Source organism: Streptomyces sp. NPDC005784, assembly GCF_042871525.1.
Lineage (GTDB): Bacteria > Actinomycetota > Actinomycetes > Streptomycetales > Streptomycetaceae > Streptomyces.
Window position 1 is genome coordinate 116097 of sequence record NZ_JBIAIQ010000010.1, and the last position, 13783, is coordinate 129879.

The 13783-nt window shown below is 70.1% G+C and carries 14 protein-coding genes and 1 pseudogene; 1 reads left to right on the plus strand and 14 read right to left on the minus strand.

Annotation, left to right across the window (positions count from 1 at the left end; genetic code table 11):
• Positions 1-162 precede the first annotated feature (162 nt).
• The 3 genes from pyrH to rpsB form a co-directional block, all read right to left on the minus strand.
• Positions 163-933, minus strand: coding sequence for a UMP kinase (pyrH, locus tag ACFYR3_RS18645; RefSeq protein WP_355842288.1), 771 nt, complete (start codon positions 931-933; stop codon positions 163-165).
• 183 nt (positions 934-1116) lie between these two features.
• Entirely contained in the window at positions 1117-1953 is an 837-nt protein-coding gene (tsf, locus tag ACFYR3_RS18650; RefSeq protein ID WP_355842291.1) for a translation elongation factor Ts, read from the minus strand.
• A 96-nt stretch (positions 1954-2049) separates the two neighbouring features.
• Complete coding sequence (gene rpsB, locus ACFYR3_RS18655) at positions 2050-2997, minus strand: 30S ribosomal protein S2 (protein WP_355842294.1); 948 nt, start codon at positions 2995-2997, stop codon at positions 2050-2052.
• A gap of 270 nt (positions 2998-3267) precedes the next feature.
• Here rpsB and ACFYR3_RS18660 point away from each other — a divergent pair, with 270 nt between their 5' ends.
• On the plus strand, positions 3268-3912 hold the full coding sequence (locus ACFYR3_RS18660; protein WP_355842297.1) for a M23 family metallopeptidase: 645 nt from the start codon (positions 3268-3270) through the stop codon (positions 3910-3912).
• 278 nt (positions 3913-4190) lie between these two features.
• On the opposite strand, the gene ACFYR3_RS18665 is transcribed toward ACFYR3_RS18660, so the two are convergent.
• The 11 genes and pseudogenes from ACFYR3_RS18665 to lepB (ACFYR3_RS18715) form a co-directional block, all read right to left on the minus strand.
• Positions 4191-4748 carry a helix-turn-helix domain-containing protein gene (locus ACFYR3_RS18665; RefSeq protein WP_355842533.1) on the minus strand — a complete coding sequence of 186 codons (558 nt, stop codon included), beginning with the start codon at positions 4746-4748 and terminating at the stop codon, positions 4191-4193.
• Between the two features lie 156 nt (positions 4749-4904).
• Positions 4905-5747, minus strand: coding sequence for an RNA polymerase sigma factor WhiG (whiG, locus tag ACFYR3_RS18670; RefSeq protein ID WP_261708294.1), 843 nt, complete (start codon positions 5745-5747; stop codon positions 4905-4907).
• Between the two features lie 270 nt (positions 5748-6017).
• Positions 6018-7163, minus strand: coding sequence for a DNA-processing protein DprA (gene dprA / locus ACFYR3_RS18675; protein WP_355842300.1), 1146 nt, complete (start codon positions 7161-7163; stop codon positions 6018-6020).
• On the minus strand, positions 7160-8785 hold the full coding sequence (locus tag ACFYR3_RS18680) for a YifB family Mg chelatase-like AAA ATPase (RefSeq protein ID WP_355842303.1): 1626 nt from the start codon (positions 8783-8785) through the stop codon (positions 7160-7162). Before ACFYR3_RS18680 ends, dprA begins: the two co-directional genes overlap by 4 nt.
• Positions 8785-9156 carry a YraN family protein gene (locus ACFYR3_RS18685; RefSeq protein WP_389283899.1) on the minus strand — a complete coding sequence of 124 codons (372 nt, stop codon included), beginning with the start codon at positions 9154-9156 and terminating at the stop codon, positions 8785-8787. The genes ACFYR3_RS18680 and ACFYR3_RS18685 overlap by 1 nt, the downstream gene beginning before the upstream one ends.
• A gap of 143 nt (positions 9157-9299) precedes the next feature.
• Entirely contained in the window at positions 9300-9608 is a 309-nt protein-coding gene (locus tag ACFYR3_RS18690; protein ID WP_069765426.1) for a DUF2469 domain-containing protein, read from the minus strand.
• 55 nt (positions 9609-9663) lie between these two features.
• Positions 9664-10188, minus strand: coding sequence for an NUDIX hydrolase (locus tag ACFYR3_RS18695; protein ID WP_389283901.1), 525 nt, complete (start codon positions 10186-10188; stop codon positions 9664-9666).
• The gene (lepB, locus tag ACFYR3_RS18700) at positions 10178-10951 is read right to left on the minus strand and encodes a signal peptidase I (protein WP_355842312.1); all 774 of its coding nucleotides are present in this window, start codon (positions 10949-10951) and stop codon (positions 10178-10180) included. The genes ACFYR3_RS18695 and lepB (ACFYR3_RS18700) overlap by 11 nt, the downstream gene beginning before the upstream one ends.
• Before the next feature lie 202 nt (positions 10952-11153).
• Positions 11154-12095, minus strand: coding sequence for a signal peptidase I (gene lepB / locus ACFYR3_RS18705; protein WP_355842315.1), 942 nt, complete (start codon positions 12093-12095; stop codon positions 11154-11156).
• Positions 11998-13071 (minus strand): annotated as a pseudogene (gene lepB / locus ACFYR3_RS18710) (signal peptidase I); the annotation flags it as partial. The gene lepB (ACFYR3_RS18705) and the pseudogene lepB (ACFYR3_RS18710), both read right to left, overlap by 98 nt.
• Positions 13064-13780 carry a signal peptidase I gene (lepB, locus tag ACFYR3_RS18715; RefSeq protein WP_389283903.1) on the minus strand — a complete coding sequence of 239 codons (717 nt, stop codon included), beginning with the start codon at positions 13778-13780 and terminating at the stop codon, positions 13064-13066. The pseudogene lepB (ACFYR3_RS18710) and the gene lepB (ACFYR3_RS18715), both read right to left, overlap by 8 nt.
• Positions 13781-13783 lie beyond the last annotated feature (3 nt).

The window sequence follows — 13783 nt, forward strand, 5'->3', positions numbered from 1 at the left end:
GCGTGTCTTGAGTAGGCCCGGCAGCTGTTTCCTCGTCGGGGTTCGGCGGCCGGCTGCGTCGCGTCTTATTCCTGCACGGTTCCGGACCGGCAGGACATTGTCCATCCCCCGGTCGGGGTCCGTCCCGGACCGGGAGTCCTACCCGGTCCGCAGCGTTCCCCGTCAGGCTCGGCCGCTCTGGTCGCCCACGAGTGTGCCGATCTTCTCACCCTTGACGGCCCGCGCGATATTGCCCTCCGCCAGGAGTTCGAAGACCAGGATCGGCAGCTTGTTGTCCCGGCACAGCGTGATGGCGGTCATGTCGGCGACCTTGAGGTCCCGGGTGATGACCTCGCCGTAGCTGAGCGAGTCGAACTTGACGGCCTCGGGGTTGGTCTTCGGGTCGGAGTCGTAGACACCGTCCACGCCGTTCTTGCCCATGAGGAGCGCCTCGGCGTCGATCTCCAGGGCCCGCTGGGCGGCAGTGGTGTCGGTGGAGAAGTACGGCATGCCCATACCGGCACCGAAGATGACCACACGGCCCTTCTCCAGGTGCCGCACGCCACGCAGCGGGATGTACGGCTCCGCGACCTGGCCCATGGTGATGGCGGTCTGGACGCGGCTGTCGATGCCTTCCTTCTCCAGGAAGTCCTGGAGGGCGAGGCAGTTCATGACCGTGCCGAGCATGCCCATGTAGTCGGAGCGCGCCCGGTCCATGCCGCGCTGCTGGAGTTCGGCCCCGCGGAAGAAGTTGCCGCCGCCGATGACGACGGCGATCTGGGCACCGTCGCGCACGACGGCCGCGATCTCGCGGGCGATCTTGTGCACCACGTCGGGGTCGACGCCCAGTCCGCCGCCACCGGCGAACGCCTCGCCGGAAAGCTTCAGCAGAAAGCGGCCCGCGCCTTTGCCGTCGTCGCTCTTCTCGCCCTTGTCGGCCTGGGTGGTGGTCATGGAGATCTCCTCATGGTGCACATACGAAGAAGGCCATTGCCGGTGGGGTGTTGTTCGCATCCCATACTCGGCAATGGCCTCCTCGTCAGATCTGCTGTCGTCCGGCACACACGCATGGGTGCCGGCGCACGCGGACGACTGCTGTCGACCCTATAGGGGTCGCGCGTCGATCGCGGTACGGACTCAGATGCCGACCTTGATGCGCGAGAAGCGCTTCAGGGTGACACCGGCCTCGTCCAGAACCTTCTGGACGGACTTCTTGTTGTCGAGCGCGTACGGCTGACCGAGGAGGGTGGCCTCCTTGAAGAAGCCGTTGACGCGACCCTCGACGATCTTCGGGAGGGCGGCCTCGGGCTTGCCCTCGGCGCGGGTGGTCTCCTCGGCGACGCGACGCTCGGTCTCGACGACCTCGGCCGGAACGTCCTCCTTGGAGAGGTACTTCGGCGCGAAGGCGGCGATGTGCTGCGCGATGCCCTTGGCGAGGTCGGCGTCGGCCTTGTCCAGCTCGACCAGAACACCGATCTGCGGGGGCAGGTCGGGCATGGTGCGGTGCATGTACGAGGCCACGAAGGCGCCGGAGAACTGGGCGAAGCGGTCCAGGACGATCTTCTCGCCCAGGTTCGCGTTGGCCTCGTCGACGAACGCCTGAACCGTCTTGCCGGGCTCGATCTCGGAGCCGAGGAGCGCCGCGATGTCGGTCGGCGACGTCTTGACGACGTGCTGGGCGATCTCGTTGGCGACGGCCTGGAACTTCTCGCCCTTGGCGACGAAGTCCGTCTCGCACTTCAGCTCGACCAGGACACCGGAGGTGTTGTCGTCAGCGATGATGGAGACCACGGCGCCGTTCTCGGCGGAGCGGCCCTCGCGCTTGGCGACGCCCTTCTGGCCCTTGATCCGCAGCGCCTCGACGGCCTTGTCGACGTTGCCGTCGGCCTCGTCAAGCGCCTTCTTGCAGTCCATCATGCCGGCGCCGGTGAGCTCACGGAGCTTCTTGACGTCGGCGGCGGTGTAGTTCGCCATGATTCCTGGAATCTCTCTCGAAGTCTGAAGATCTACGGGACGAACGGCGGGGGCTTTGTGGGCCCCCGCCGTTCACAAACCCGAAGGGGTGAGGGGTCAGGCCTGCTCGGCGTCCGCGGCGGCGGGGGCCTCGGCGGCGGGCGCCTCGGCAGCAACCTCGGCCTCGGCGGCGGGGGCCTCGACGGCCTCAGCCTCGGCGGGAGCCTCGGCCTGCTCGGCGTCGGCGACCTTCTCCGTCTCGGCGGAGGTCTGGACCTCGGCGTCGTCGGCCTTCTTCTCGCCCTCGAGCAGGTCGCGCTCCCACGCGGCGAGCGGCTCGCCCGCGGCCTTGTCACCCGCGGCCTTACCGGCGCCCGAGCGGGAGATGAGGCCCTCGGCGACGGCGTCGGCGATCACGCGGGTGAGCAGGGTGACGGAGCGGATCGCGTCGTCGTTGCCCGGGATCTTGTAGTCGACCTCGTCGGGGTCACAGTTGGTGTCGAGGATGGCGACGACCGGGATGTTGAGCTTCCGGGCCTCGCCGACCGCGATGTGCTCCTTCTTGGTGTCCACGATCCAGACGGCGCTGGGCACCTTCTGCATCTCGCGGATACCACCGAGGGTCTTCTCCAGCTTGGCCTTCTCGCGCGAGAGCACGAGAAGCTCCTTCTTGGTGAGACCCGAGGCCGCGACGTCCTCGAAGTCGATCTGCTCGAGCTCCTTGAGGCGCTGCAGACGCTTGTAGACGGTGGAGAAGTTGGTGAGCATGCCGCCCAGCCAGCGCTGGTTGACGTAGGGCATGCCGACGCGGGTGGCCTGCTCGGCGATGGCCTCCTGCGCCTGCTTCTTCGTGCCGACGAACATGACCGTGCCGCCGTGGGCGACGGTCTCCTTGACGAACTCGTAGGCGCGGTCGATGTACGACAGCGACTGGAGCAGGTCGATGATGTAGATGCCGTTGCGCTCCGTGAAGATGAAGCGCTTCATCTTCGGGTTCCAACGACGGGTCTGGTGACCGAAGTGGACGCCGCTTTCCAGCAGCTCCCGCATCGTGACGACGGCCATGGCCGTTCTCCTCGGTTTCTCGGTTGTACCGCGTGTGCCGGACGGCTCACGCGCCTGACGCCCGCGATTGCGCCTTGCCACAAAGGACCGAGAGGCGCTGACACCGATCTGTGATGACCAGGTGCCGGGGCGTGCGAAGTCGACTCGGTGACCCGAATCGCCATCAGAAGTGTACGGGACCCGAGAGGGGGCAGGTGACGCCGCTGTCCACAACCGGCCGGTACTCCACAGATCCCGGCCATGATCCGCTCGATGCGGGACGGTTCCCGCATGCGAGTGAACCGATGTACGCGTATCTGGCCGGGACTCCTCCTGGGCCTGACGGTGACCGTCCTGGGCGCGCCGACCCCGTTGGCCCTGGCCCATGGAACCGGCCCCGCCCCACCGTCCCCCGCGCCACCGGCTCCCCCGTCACCGGTCCCGGCCGCCCCGCCGACGGCCGACCCCTCCGTCCCGGCGCTCGCCCGTGCCTGGCCCGTGGGTGTCCGGCCGTTCGTCGTACGAGGCTGGGAACCGCCGGCGACGGCCTACTCCCGGGGTCATCGTGGTGTCGACCTCGCGGCCGCCCCGGACGCCCCGGTGCGGGCCGTCGCACCCGGCCGGGTGTCCTTCGCGGGCCGCGTCGCGGGCCGCGGGGTCGTCTCGGTGGAGCTGTCGGGCACGGGGGCGCCCCCGCTGCGGACGACGTACGGTCCGGTGCGGGCATCGGTGCACAAGGGCGAAGAGGTCCTCGCGGGCGAGGTTCTCGGCACGCTGGAGGCGGCGGACGCGCACTGTGGGCCGACGGCGTGTCTGCACTGGGGCCTGCTCAGGGGCACGACCTACCTGGACCCGCTGTCCCTGCTGCCCCCATGGCTCCTGAACACGGGCCCGTCCCGCCTACTACCGCTCAACGGCACGAACACCCGACCCTGACCAGCCACGAGCCGACGGGGGCACGGCCGCGGACCAGAAGCCGAGGAACCCGCGGGCACGGGCCAAAGGCGAGGGGCACGGGCCGCGGACCAGAGCCGGGAGGCGCGCGTCCCCGGCCGACGGCGGAACGGCCCACGCCCGGATCCAAGAGCCGAGGAAGTCGCTGCCGTGGACCACAAACCGAGAGGCCGCGCCACAGGCCGGCGGCCGAGCGGCCCGCGGCACGAGCCGTGAGCCGTGAGCCGTGGGCCGACGGCACCTGCCAACGGCGGCGGGGCTCAGCCCCGGACGCCTCTCAGGGCCATCGCCACGGCCGCCTCGGTGATCGCGGAGGGGTCCTCGGCGGCGCCCAGTTCGATGCGCCGCACCGCGGCGTCGACCACGCCCTGGAGGAGCATCGCGGCCAGTCGCGGCTCGGCGTGCCCCATCTCGGCGAGTGCCTCACCGATCATCGTGACCAGGCCGCCGTGCGCCGCCCGGATCTTGTCCCGGGCACCCGAGTCGAGTTCGCTGGCGGAGATGGCGACCACGGCCCGGTGCCGCCGGTCCCCGACCAGGGCCAGCTGACGGCGGACGTACGCCTCGACCGTCCCCTCGGGGCCGTCCGCCGCTGCCATCGCGGCCGAGACCTCGGCCGCCCAGACGGGGAAGTCGACCTCGCACAGTTCCTCGACGACGGCGGCCCTGGACCGGAAGTACTCGTACACGGAGGAACGCGCGAGCCCGGTGCGCTCGGCGAGGGCCGGGAAGGTCAGCGCCTCCGTCCCGCCCTCGGACAACAGGGACCGCGCAGCGTCCAGCAGGGCGGCTCGCTGCATCGACCGGTGCTCGGCCACGGAGGCCGCTCGAATCCTTGGCACGTCAACCACTGTACGGACGCACCGCCGCCGACGGGAACCACTCCACCGAGCCGACCGCAGTGGCGTCCGCCGCAGCGGTCCCGGCGGCAGGACGACGCGGCGGCGCGGCGCGGCCGCACGGCACCGCCCGGCTCAGCGTCCGAAACTGGCCAGCTTGGCGCGCAGCTGAAGCACCGACTTGGTGTGGATCTGGCTCACCCGGCTCTCGGTCACCCCGAGCACATTGCCGATCTCCGCGAGCGTGAGCCCTTCGTAGTAGTAGAGCGTGACCACGGTCTTCTCCCGGTCGGGCAACGTGTTGATCGCCCGTGCCAGAAGTCTCCGCAGCTCCCGGTCCTCGGCCACCTCGACCGGATTGTCGGCGGCGGTGTCCTCCAGCGTGTCCATCAGGCTCAGCCGGTCGCCACCCTCGCCGCCGACGTGCAGCAGCTCCTCCAGAGCGACCACATTGGCCAGCGACAACTGGCTGAACACCGCGTGGAGTTCCTCCACGCCGATGCCCATCTCGGCGGCCACCTCGCCCTCCGAGGGGGTGCGCCGCAGTCGCGCCTCCAGCGTCGCGTAGGCGCGCTCCACATTGCGCGCCTTCTGCCGCACCGACCGCGGGATCCAGTCCAGCGCCCGCAGTTCGTCGATCATCGCGCCGCGGATGCGGGTGATCGCGTACGTCTCGAACTTGATCTCCCGTTCGATGTCGAACTTCTCGATCGCGTCGATCAGCCCGAACACCCCCGACGAGACGAAGTCCGCCTGCTCCACATTGGCCGGCAGACCGACGCTGACCCGGCCGGCGACGTACTTCACCAGCGGTGAGTAGTGCAGGATCAGCTGCTCCCGCAGCCGCTCGTCACCGGTCGACTTGTACGACCGCCACAGCTCGTCGAGCGTCGAGGGCGCGGGAGGGCGCACGCTGCCGCCGTCGCGGGCGGCTGGCGGAATCGCCGTCCGGTCGGACCCGGAGGTGTGCTGGGGCATTCGTCGCCTTGTGCCGTTCTGCCGTGAACTGGGAGTGCCTGGGTGTCCTGTCGGCCTCATGCCGAGATCGCGTGTCTGCTTCGGATTCCTGTGAGCGTAGCGTGACTGGGCTGTCGCAGTGCGCGAAGGGCGGGCTGTCACCCGCACGCGAAAACTTTCCCCGGGGCGTCTCCCGGAGTCACGACGGTCGCCCTGTGTGACCATCGGGGCCGCCAACTACAAGGATTCCCAGGCGTGTCGGCGTTCCCCCGGACGGCCGAACACGCTCGGTCAGCATCCCTCCCGACCGCCGCGGACAGAGATCATCGCCTGGCGTGTCAACTTCCAGCCGTCGCCGTGTCGTTCGACGAATCCAAGTGCTCGGAGTTCGTACAGTCTCCCGACCGCGTCGTCCGTGCTGGTCGCCGCTCTCCGGGCGATCTCCTCGGCCCCCGCCGGATCCCGCGCCGGCACAGCGTCCAGGACGCGTCTTGCACCCGGTTGCAGCAGGTCGCGCGGCAGCACGGGCCCGCGCCGCTCCGGGGCCAGCTCGCCCATGTCACCGACCAGTTCGGCGACTTCCGCGGCGTCGGAGACCAGGACGGCCTCCCCGCGCAGCAGTTCGTGCACCCCGGCCGACAGTCCGCTGGTGACGGGTCCCGGCACACCCATCGTGAACCGGCCCAGCCGCTGGGCCGCACGGGCCGTGACGAGCGCTCCGCTGCGGTACGCCGCCTCGACGACCACGGTGCCCCGGGTGAGCGCCGCGATGACCCGGTTCCTGAGGATGAATCTGCTCGGCGTCGGGTGCTCTCCGGGCGGCAACTCCCCCACCACGAGACCCTGTTCCGCGATCCTGGTGATCAACTGGGTGTGCCCGCGCGGATAGGGCCGGTCGACACCGCAGGCGAGCACGGCGACGGTGGCACCGCCCGCCCCGAGGGCGCCCCGGTGCGCGGCGCCGTCGATGCCGTAGGCGCCGCCGGACACCACCACCCAGCCCCGCTCCGCGAGCCCGGCGCCGAGGGTGGCGGCCATGTGCGCGCCGTACTCGGTGCAGGCCCGGGCGCCGACGACGGCGACGGACCGCAGCGCCCACAACCGCAGGCCGGCCCGCCCCCGCACCCACAGCCCGACGGGCCGGGCATCCCCCAGGTCGTCGAGCTGTGCGGGCCATTCGGATTCACCGGGACAGACGAACCGGACCCCGGCGTCCCGCGCGAGGGCGAGGTCCCGCTCCGGGTCGGCCCGCCCGGCTCTGGCCCTCAGGCCCGCCCACCGCTTGTCGGTCATTCCCCGCGGCTGCCCCAGGTCCCCGTGCAGCCACAGAACGGCCTCCCTGGCACCGACTTCTCGAATCCAGCGCCCGCAGACCTCGTCGCCCGGTTCGACGACCCGGGAGAGCGTGACGCGAGCCCCGCGCTCGTCGTCCGTCATGCCGGCGAGCCGATCGCCATCGGTACCCCGCGCGGGATTCCGGTGCGCAGCTGGAGAGCCAGGGCGACGTCCCCGGCGTCGGGCCTGTCGTGTCCCGACAGGTCCGCGACCGTCCATGCGACGCGGAGCACCCGGTCCAGCCCGCGGGCCGTCAGCAGCCCGCGCTCAAGGCCCCGCTCGGCCTCGTCCATCGCTCCCGCCCGTGCCTGCCAGCGACCGCGCAGCTCGCGTCCCGGCACCTCGCTGTTGGTGTGCCAGGGGGTTCCCCTCAGGCGCTCGGCGGCGCGCTCGCGGGCGGCGAGCACCCGGTCCGCGACCGTCTTCGTCGACTCGCCCCGCGCGCCGCGCGCGGTGAGTTCGGCCCGGGTGACCGGCTCGACCTCCACCCGCAGATCCACCCGGTCGAGCAGCGGGCCGGAGAGCCTCGCCTGATAACGGCGGATGACGGAGGGCGGGCACTCGCAGAAGTCGTTCGTCGCGCTGAAGCGCCCGCAGGGGCAGGGGTTGGCGGCCAGGACCATCAGAAATTTCGCGGGGAACCGTACGACACCGGCGCTGCGCGCGATCACCACGTGCCCCGCCTCGAGCGGCTGCCGCAGGGCGTCCAGCGCGAAGCCGCTGAACTCCGGCGCCTCGTCGAGGAAGAGAACGCCTCGATGCGAGAGGGACACCGCGCCGGGCCGTGCGAGCCCCTTGCCGCCGCCGACGAGCGACTGCATGGTCGCGGAATGGTGGGGTGCGCAGTACGGCGCGACGTCCACCATCGGTTTGCCCGGCGGCAGCAGGCCGGCGACGGAGTGGATCGCCGTCACCTCCAGAGATTCCTGCCGGGAGAGACGCGGCATGATCGACGGCATCCGCTCGGCCAGCATCGTCTTGCCCGCACCTGGTGGTCCTTGGAGGAAGACGTGGTGGCCGCCGGCCGCCGCCACCTCCATAGCGGTGCGTGCCGACAACTGGCCCACGACGTCGCCGAGGTCGTGGTCCCGGTCGTGTTCCGGCACTGCGATGCCGCACAGCCCGGTGGCCTCGCCCGTACCGGGCACGCGCAGGCCGGCCAGCAACGGGTCCGGCCGGCCCTGCTCGTCCGGTTCCTCCTCGGGCACCGGTTCGTCCGCCAGTACCGCGATCAGCTGGCGCAGGCTGCGGACCCCGAGCACCGAGACCCCCGGTACCAGTGAGGCCTCGGCCGCCGCGCACTCCGGCACCACCACCTGCTCGTATCCGGCGTCCGCCGCGGCGAGGACGGCCGGCAGGATGCCCCGGACCGGCCGCACCCTGCCGTCGAGCCCCAGCTCCCCGATCATCACGATGTCGGCGAGCACGCGGGGATCGATCCGCTCGGCGGCGCCCAGCACAGCGCAGGCCACCGCGAGATCGAAGCCCGAACCCCCCTTGGGCACGGAGGCCGGACTCAGCCCCACCGTCAGCTTCTTCTGCGGCCAGGACGCACCGGAATTGACCACCGCGGCCCTGACCCGGTCCCGGCTCTCCGTCAGGCTCTTGTCGGGGAGCCCCACCAGCGTGAAGGCCGCGATGCCCGGCTCCAGGTCCGCCTGGACCTCGACGACGACGCCCTCCACGCCCACCAGGGCCACCGAACACGTACGCGCGAATCCCATCAGGCCACCCCCCGCGCGTGCTCGACCACGGGGGCGCCGCGTTCGGGGATCAGGACGCCGATCAGGTCGATGCGGACGCCGCCGGGCGGGGCTCCGCCGTGCTCCTGGAGCCAGCGTTCGGCCAGGCCGCGCAGTCGCAGGGCCTTCGCCGGTGTGACGGCCGCCATCGGATGCTGGAACGCGCCCACCCTGCGGGTCTTGACCTCGCAGACGACCAGCGCGTCGCCGTCCCGGGCCACGATGTCGATCTCGCCGGTCCTGCCACAGCGCCAGTTGCGTGCCAGGACGGTCATGCCGGTCCCGGTCAGCCGTCGTGCGGCCAGCTCCTCGCCATACGCGCCCAGTGCGTTGCGTGCCTCGGATGTCTTCATGTCGGCACCACCTCCGGCACCAACACTGAGGCCGTGTCACCCAGCTATTGGATCTTGGTGGACGAGCGGGTGACTGTGGAAATCTTCGTCACCCGCACGAGCCATCACCGCGATCACCACTCGTCATCGACCGTCCGGAGTTTTCAGCCGCCCGGCAGCTCCAGATCGTTCTTGTTCAGTTCCTCGATATTCACGTCCTTGAACGTAAGGACGCGTACCTGTTTCACGAAGCGGGCGGGCCGGTACATGTCCCACACCCAGGCATCCGCCATGGACACCTCGAAAAACACCTCACCCTGGACCGAGTGCACCTGCATCTCGTAGTCGTTGGTGAGGTAGAAGCGCCGTTCGGTCTCGATCACATATTTGAACAGACCGACGACATCGCGGTACTCCCGATAGAGCTTCAGCTCCATCTCGGTCTCGTACTTCTCGAGGTCCTCGGCGCTCATGGCATGTTCCCCTTCAGCCGTGCGTCCCCCTATTGTGCGCCAGCCCCGAGAGCCCCTAGACGATTTCCGTGTCGAGGACCTCGGGCGTGGCCGGGGGACCCTCGTCGAGCACCCTGCGCAGCAGCCCGGCGAGCTTGGTCGGATACACCGTCTCATGTGCCTCGGTCAGTTCCTGGCACGTCCACCAGCGCGCTCCGGCGACGCTGCGCCGCTCCAGGTCCGTCAGCCCCGCGGCCGCCGTGGCGGTCTGGGTCGTACGGCCCAGGAAGTACCACTCGTCCTGGTCCCAGCGCCGCCCGGCGAACGGGAACGAGCAGATCCGCCGCCACAGAACCGGGCCAAGTTCGACCTCTGTGATACCGGTCTCCTCCACGAGTTCCCGCAGGGCCGCCTGCTCCCGGGTCTCGTCGCCCTCCAGGCCGCCGCCCGGCGTGAACCACCAGTCGTCGGACGGATCGTCCGGCTCGTGGCCGTGCAGCAGCAGTACGCGGTCCTGCGGGTCGAGCAGGACGACCCGGGCGACCTTGCGCAACCCGTCTTGCTGCGGGCCCTCGTCCCGGTCCGCCGCCTCAGCGGGCACCGGCGGACTCCGTGCGTGCGCGGGAACGTCCCGCCAGCTTGGCGACGGGCCCGTACGCCCCGCCGCCCAGCACGAGCACGGCGCCGGCGATCACCAGGGCGACCATCGTGGGGAGCGGTCCCGGCTGGGACAGACCGCCGAGGACCTTGAAACCGGTGGGGCGTTCGAGCATGCCGTTCATCGGCCAGGCGATCGCGTCGACCCGGGCCGTCACGGCGCTGCGCGCCACGGTGCCGCTGGCCGCGTCCGTCAGATGCGCGGTGGAGTCGAGGGAGCCCTGCCGCTCGTCGCCGAGCAGGAACAGCCGTCCCGTCGGGACCTTCACGGTCGGGAAGTCGGTGATCTCGGCGAGGCTTCCGGCGGCCAGATACGGTTCGTCGATCTGCTTGCCGTTGACGGTCAGCTTGCCCTTGGTGCAGCAGGAGACGGTGTCGCCGCCGACGGCGACCACGCGCTTGACCACGGACGAGCCGGTGACCCAGGTCTTGTCCTTGAACACGACGACGTCACCTCGGCGGATGTCGCTTCCGTCGACGCGCTGCGCCAGCACCCGGTCGCCCATTTTGATCGTCGGCGCCATCGAACTCGTGGGGACGGTGTACGGCAGATAGACCACCGCTCCCCAGCCGAATCCGCCCAGGAACAGCACCAGGCCCAGTGCGACAGCCAGCCCGGACAACCGCTGTCCGGTCCTGCTGCCCACCGGGGTCTTGCCTGCGCCACCGCTGCGCGGGGCCGTACGTGTTGCGCTCTCGCCACCCATGGGCCCGCACCTTACCCGGGGGTACGGTCCGGGGTCAGCCCCCGGCCGGATCACGATCACCGGCGCGAACCGGATCCGTGGGGCTCGTGCCGCCGCCCGCCGTCCGCGGTCCCCGGTCCACTGTCCGGCTTCGGGCGGAAACGAGCGGGGCCGGCCGCCCCGGAGAATCCGGAGGGGCCGGCCCCGAAGGCCGAGAGGTGTCTCAGTCGTCCTTGGACGCCTTGCGCTTGCGTCGCACCAGCACGAGCGGCGCCGCGCCCAGAAGGGCCACGGCACCCGGCGAGGTGACCGCCGCGGCCGCCTGGTCGCTCAGACCGGGCTGGTCGAACGTGTCCGGGACCGGAAGGGTGCCCCACCGGTTGATGGGCCAGGCCTTGACGATGGCGCGGCCGACGACCTCGTTCACGGGCACCATGCCGTGGTGCTTGTCCGCCTGGTTGTAGCGCGAGTCCCGCGAGTTCTGGCGGTGGTCACCCATCACCCAGATCATGCCCTTGGGAACCTTGACCTTGAACTGGCCGCCGTCCTCGTCCTGGCTGCACGGGGTGTTCCCGGCGTACACGTACGACGACTCGTTCAGGGCCTTGCCGTTGACCGTCAGCGGGCCGGTGTTCTTGCACTCGATCGTGTCGCCGCCGACGCCGATGACCCGCTTGATGAGGTCCTTCTCCTCGGCGGACGGCATCAGGCCGATCCAGCTGAGGACCGTCTGCAGGGCGTTCGGGTTGGCCGTGGGCTCGCCCGCCAGCCAGTTGTCCGGGTCGTGGAAGACGACGACCTCTCCGCGCTGCGGCTCGGAGCCGAACCACGGAGTCAGCTTGTCGACCAGAACGCGGTCACCCTGCTGGAGGGTGTTCTGCATCGAGTCCGAAGGAATCGAGAACGCCTGCACCAGGAAGGTCTTGATAATCAGCGCGAGCACCAGAGCGATGCCGATCAGGATCGGCAGCTCCTTCCAGAAGGAGCGCTGCTTGGTGGACTTCGGGTCCCGCTCGGCGCGCCCGGTCGAGACGTCCCCGTCCTCGGAGCCGCTCCCAGAATCCGAACCGTCCTCTACGGCAGGGGCAGCCGCATCGTCGGGCCGCTCCGGCTGCCCTTCGGGACCTTCGTGCCCAGACCGTGCGCCGACCGCCACATCCCCCACATCCACTCCTCACTCCGTGCCGCCGCCCGCGCCGTATTCGGCGCAGGCCCACCACTCCCATAACGAGCGGGAGTTCCGCAGGGCTCGGGAGCGGGATCAATCCATCTGGATCCGCAGAGGCCACCCTATGCGACAGAGACAGAGCGGAGGCCGACCCTCCAGGCGCGTCGGCCACCGTCGAGAACGTGTTCGGTTCCTGCAGACGGGTCCAGTGGCCGATGGGCCACCCGATGACCATCGCCCGGCCCACGATCGACTTCTCGGAGACGGTGCCGCTGAACTTGTCGGTGCGGTGGTAACGGGAGTCCGCGGAGTTGCCCCGGTGGTCGCCCAGCACGAACAGACGGCCCGCGGGCACCTTCACCTCGAAGGCGAATTCCGACGGTTTGTCTCCGGCGTAGATGTACGGCTCGGTCAGGGGGGTGCCGTTCACGGTCACCCGGCCCTGCGCGTCGCAGCATTTGACGGTATCCCCGCCGAGCCCGACGACCCGCTTGATGAGGTCCTTCTCGTTGTCGGACGGCAGCAGACCGATGAAGGTCAGCCCCTCCTTGAACTGCTTGACGACCACGGGGTCGTTCTTCTTCTGGGCGTCCTCGGCTGTGAGCCAGCCACCGGGGTCCTTGAAGACGACGACGTCACCGCGCTTGGGCTGGGAGCCGAACCAGGGGGTGAACTTGTCCACCAGGACGCGGTCGCCGATCTGGATCGTGTTCTCCATCGAGCCCGACGGGATCACGAAGGCCTGGACCAGGAACGTCTTGAGGACCAGGGCTATCAGCACGGCGACGCCGACGAGGAGGGGTATCTCCTTGACCGCCGAGCGCCGCCTGCGCCGCTTGATCTTGCGCGCGAGCTTGCGCCGCTCGACCCGGCTGGGCCGGGCGGCGCCCCCGGAGGCGCGCCGGGCCCCGGTGGGCAGCAGATTCTCGGCGGCGCTGGCGGAGACCCCGCGCGCCCGTCCACGGTTACCCATGAGCACCTCCGGCGGCAGGCACAGCGGCGTACCCGTCGGGACGCGTCAGACGGGTCCAGTGGCCCTCGGGCCAGACGATCCAGTCGGCCCTGCCGATGACATCGCCGACGGGGACCATGCCACCGCCGGGCGAGCCCAGATGATCACGGGAGTCGCGGGAGCGGCTGCGGTGATCCCCCAGGAGGAACAGGGAGCGCTCGGGCACGACGATGTCGAAGGGCACCTCGGACGGACTGTCGCCCCGATAGAGAAATGTCGACTCGTCGACCGACTGGCCGTTCACCTCGAGTCTCCCCTCCTTGTCGCAGCAGACCACGTGGTCTCCCCCTACCCCGACGACGCGCTTGACGTAGTCCGCGTTCCCGAAATAACCGGTGCCGTCGAACACGACGACATCGCCCCGCTGCGGCTCGGAACCGAAACGGTACGCCAACTTATTTACGAGAACGCGGTCCCCGATCCTCAATCCGGACTCCATGGAGCCGCTGGGAATTTCGAACGGCTGCATCACGAAGCGGCTGATCAGCAGCAGAAATACCAGACAGATCAGCACGGTCAGGGTGATCCGGCCCCCGGGGAGCCGGTCGGCGAACCTGTCGACGAACGCAAAACGCGACCGTTCCTCCGGCCCCGCTGTGTCCGAGATCTCCTCGGAAGCGGAAGGGCGGGAGGAGCGGTCGCGCTCCACGGGCTGTGCTTCGGTGTCCATCGG

Coding starts and splice junctions, on each gene's coding strand:
- pyrH (WP_355842288.1), bottom strand. CDS start 933: ATGACCACCACCCAGGCCGACAAGGGCGAGAAGAGCGACGACGGCAAA.
- tsf (WP_355842291.1), bottom strand. CDS start 1,953: ATGGCGAACTACACCGCCGCCGACGTCAAGAAGCTCCGTGAGCTCACC.
- rpsB (WP_355842294.1), bottom strand. CDS start 2,997: ATGGCCGTCGTCACGATGCGGGAGCTGCTGGAAAGCGGCGTCCACTTC.
- ACFYR3_RS18660 (WP_355842297.1), top strand. CDS start 3,268: ATGCGAGTGAACCGATGTACGCGTATCTGGCCGGGACTCCTCCTGGGC.
- whiG (WP_261708294.1), bottom strand. CDS start 5,747: ATGCCCCAGCACACCTCCGGGTCCGACCGGACGGCGATTCCGCCAGCC.
- dprA (WP_355842300.1), bottom strand. CDS start 7,163: ATGACGGACGACGAGCGCGGGGCTCGCGTCACGCTCTCCCGGGTCGTC.
- ACFYR3_RS18680 (WP_355842303.1), bottom strand. CDS start 8,785: ATGGGATTCGCGCGTACGTGTTCGGTGGCCCTGGTGGGCGTGGAGGGC.
- ACFYR3_RS18685 (WP_389283899.1), bottom strand. CDS start 9,156: ATGAAGACATCCGAGGCACGCAACGCACTGGGCGCGTATGGCGAGGAG.
- ACFYR3_RS18690 (WP_069765426.1), bottom strand. CDS start 9,608: ATGAGCGCCGAGGACCTCGAGAAGTACGAGACCGAGATGGAGCTGAAG.
- lepB (WP_355842312.1), bottom strand. CDS start 10,951: ATGGGTGGCGAGAGCGCAACACGTACGGCCCCGCGCAGCGGTGGCGCA.
- lepB (WP_389283903.1), bottom strand. CDS start 13,780: ATGGACACCGAAGCACAGCCCGTGGAGCGCGACCGCTCCTCCCGCCCT.